The sequence below is a fragment of the Pseudomonas sp. PS01299 genome (assembly GCF_029960145.1).
Taxonomy (GTDB): Bacteria; Pseudomonadota; Gammaproteobacteria; order Pseudomonadales; family Pseudomonadaceae; genus Aquipseudomonas; species Aquipseudomonas putida_A.
The window spans coordinates 1-2,905 of the sequence record NZ_JASCPO010000410.1; the positions used below are offsets into that span (position 1 = coordinate 1).

General features: G+C 60.1%; 3 protein-coding genes. 2 read left to right on the plus strand and 1 reads right to left on the minus strand.

All coding sequences use genetic code 11. The annotated features are described in order from the left end of the window. Positions 1-87: 87 nt before the first annotated feature. Positions 88-456 carry a hypothetical protein gene (locus QMX91_RS30405; RefSeq protein WP_282413852.1) on the minus strand — a complete coding sequence of 123 codons (369 nt, stop codon included), beginning with the start codon at positions 454-456 and terminating at the stop codon, positions 88-90. A 223-nt stretch (positions 457-679) separates the two neighbouring features. Here QMX91_RS30405 and QMX91_RS30410 point away from each other — a divergent pair, with 223 nt between their 5' ends. Further along, positions 680-1,978 carry a serine/threonine protein kinase gene (locus QMX91_RS30410; protein ID WP_027613946.1) on the plus strand — a complete coding sequence of 433 codons (1,299 nt, stop codon included), beginning with the start codon at positions 680-682 and terminating at the stop codon, positions 1,976-1,978. Continuing rightward, complete coding sequence (locus QMX91_RS30415) at positions 1,971-2,759, plus strand: VacJ family lipoprotein (protein ID WP_007969640.1); 789 nt, start codon at positions 1,971-1,973, stop codon at positions 2,757-2,759. Before QMX91_RS30410 ends, QMX91_RS30415 begins: the two co-directional genes overlap by 8 nt. Positions 2,760-2,905: the final 146 nt, after the last annotated feature.

Genomic DNA, 2,905 nt, shown 5'->3' on the forward strand with positions numbered 1-2,905 from the left:
GAGCAAGCCCGCTCCCACATTTGATTGCATTCCAACTGAAGGAACTCGATTAAATGTGGGAGCGGGCTTGCTCGCGAAGGCTGACTCTCAGGCGCTGCGGGACGCCCGGACCAACCGCAATCCGCCAATCACCACCGCAAATACCGCCAAAGTCGTGTTGTACAACGCCAGCGCCGGCAACCCGAACACCAGCGCCAGCACCGCCAGCCACCACCCTGCCCGCCCGGGCAGCACAAAACCCAGCAGCGCCGCACCCAGCGCGGTCCAGCCCAACACCTTGAAGTGGATCATCAGCCCCAGGTTCGAACGCACCGAGCATTCCCAACGGCTCGCTTCATCGACGCAGATGCCAACCCACTGTCCGTCCTCCATGAAGCCATAACGCGCGCCATAACTGGCGGCCAGCCACAGCGGCAACAGCACGAGCAACAGAATCACGGGCAAGCGGCGGGACATGAATCTCTCCAATCAACGAAATCGGCGGCCAGCTTAATCTGCCCGCACGCATTGGCAAGCACTAACAACTGTTAACTGGTCATCCGCGCCTTGCAAAGTGTATCGTCCAGCTACTATTACTCCGAATTCTGCCTGTTTGGTGCCGAGGCATGGCACTTTGGCGCGAGCCCGGTGGTCATAGCCTGCGAACTTCATTCGGCACCTTCCTTTAAGGGATCCAGTCATGCTCCGTTCCTTGCGCTTCGCCGCGCTGTTCAGCGGCCTTATTCTGAGTGCGTCCGCACTGGCGGTGGATATCGATGCCGCCAGTTATGGCTATCCCCTGACCAACCCGTTCGAGGCGACCATCGCCACCACGCCACCGGACCTGCGCCCGGAGTTGCCGTCGAACGACGAGATCAATCAGTCCGACCACAGCATCACCCTGCGCCCGGAACGCGCCTTCATCCTCCCGGACAATTTCTGGGCGGTGAAAAAACTCACCTACCGCATCGCCGAGCAGGACAAACCGGCGCCGCTGATCTTCCTGATCGCCGGCACCGGTGCGCGCTATGACAGCACGCTCAACGAATACCTGAAGAAGCTCTACTACAAGGCCGGCTACCACGTCGTGCAGTTGTCGTCGCCCACCAGCTTCGACTTCATCAGCGCCGCTTCACGCTTCGCCACCCCGGGCATCACCAAGGAAGACGCCGAAGACATGTACCGGGTGATGCAGGCCGTGCGCGCGCAGCATCCGAAACTGCCGGTCACCGAGTACTACCTCAGCGGCTACAGCCTCGGCGCACTGGATGCCGCGTTCGTCGCGCATCTGGACGAGACCCGACGCAGCTTCAACTTCAAGAAAGTCCTGCTGCTCAACCCGCCGGTCAACCTCTACACCTCGATCAGCAACCTCGACAAGCTGGTACAGACCGAGGTGAAGGGCATCAACAACAGCACCACCTTCTATGAACTGGTGCTGAACAAGCTGACCCGCTACTTCCAGCAGAAAGGCTACATCGACCTCAATGACGCCCTGCTCTACGACTTCCAGCAGTCGAAGCAGCACCTGACCAACGAACAGATGGCGATGCTGATCGGCACTTCGTTCCGTTTCTCGGCGGCCGACATTGCCTTCACCTCCGACCTGATCAACCGTCGTGGCCTGATCACCCCGCCGAAATTCCCGATCACCGAAGGCACCAGCCTCACGCCGTTCCTCAAGCGTGCGCTGCAATGCGACTTCGACTGCTACCTGACCGAACAAGTGATTCCGATGTGGCGCGCGCGCACTGACGGCGGCAGCCTGCTGCAACTGATCGATCAGGTCAGCCTGTACGCACTCAAGGATTACCTGCACGACAGCCCGAAAATCGCCGTCATGCACAATGCTGATGACGTGATCCTCGGCCCTGGCGACCTCGGTTTCCTGCGCAAGACCTTTGGCGATCGCCTGACCGTTTACCCACTGGGCGGCCATTGCGGCAACCTTAACTACCGCGTCAACAGCGACGCCATGCTGGAGTTTTTCCGTGGCTAAATATCTCCTGCTGATTGCAGCGCTCCTCAGTGCAGGCGTGGCCCAGGCCGACAACAGCAAAGCCAACGCGCCGGTGGTGGTCGACAGCGATGGCTTCAAGGAGCCGCTGTCCAAACTCAAGTTCAACCCGGGGCTGGACCAGCGTGAGTTCGAGCGCTCGACGCTCAACGCACTCAACGTCTATGACCCGCTGGAGTCGTGGAACCGCCGCGTCTACCACTTCAACTACCGCTTCGACCAATGGGTGTTCCTGCCGGTGGTCGACGGTTATCGCTACGTGACGCCAAGCTTCCTGCGCACCGGGGTGAGCAACTTCTTCAACAACCTTGGCGACGTGCCGAACCTGGTCAACAGCCTGCTGCAGTTCAAGGGCAAGCGCTCGATGGAAACCACCGCGCGCCTGTTGCTCAACACCACTATCGGCATTGCCGGTCTGTGGGACCCGGCCACTGCCATGGGCCTGCCGCGCCAGAGCGAAGACTTCGGTCAGACCCTGGGTTTCTACGGCGTACCGGGCGGTGCCTACTTCGTGTTGCCGATCCTCGGCCCGTCGAACATTCGCGACACCGCCGGCCTCGCCGTGGACTACACCGCCGAATCGGCGATCAACTACCTGAACGTGTCGGAAGTCAGCTCCAACCACCCGGAAATCTGGGCCCTGCGTGCGGTCGACAAGCGCTACCAGACCAACTTCCGCTACGGCCAGATGAACTCGCCGTTCGAGTACGAGAAAGTGCGTTACGTCTACACCGAGTCGCGCAAGTTGCAGATTGCCGAGTAACCTCAGCGACAACAAAAAAGGGCCATTCGATGCGAGTCGAATGGCCCTTTTTCATGGCACAACCCAGATCAAACTGTGGGAGCGGGCTTGCTCGCGAATGCGGTGAATCAGCCAGCATATTCTTCGACTGACACACCGCATTCGCG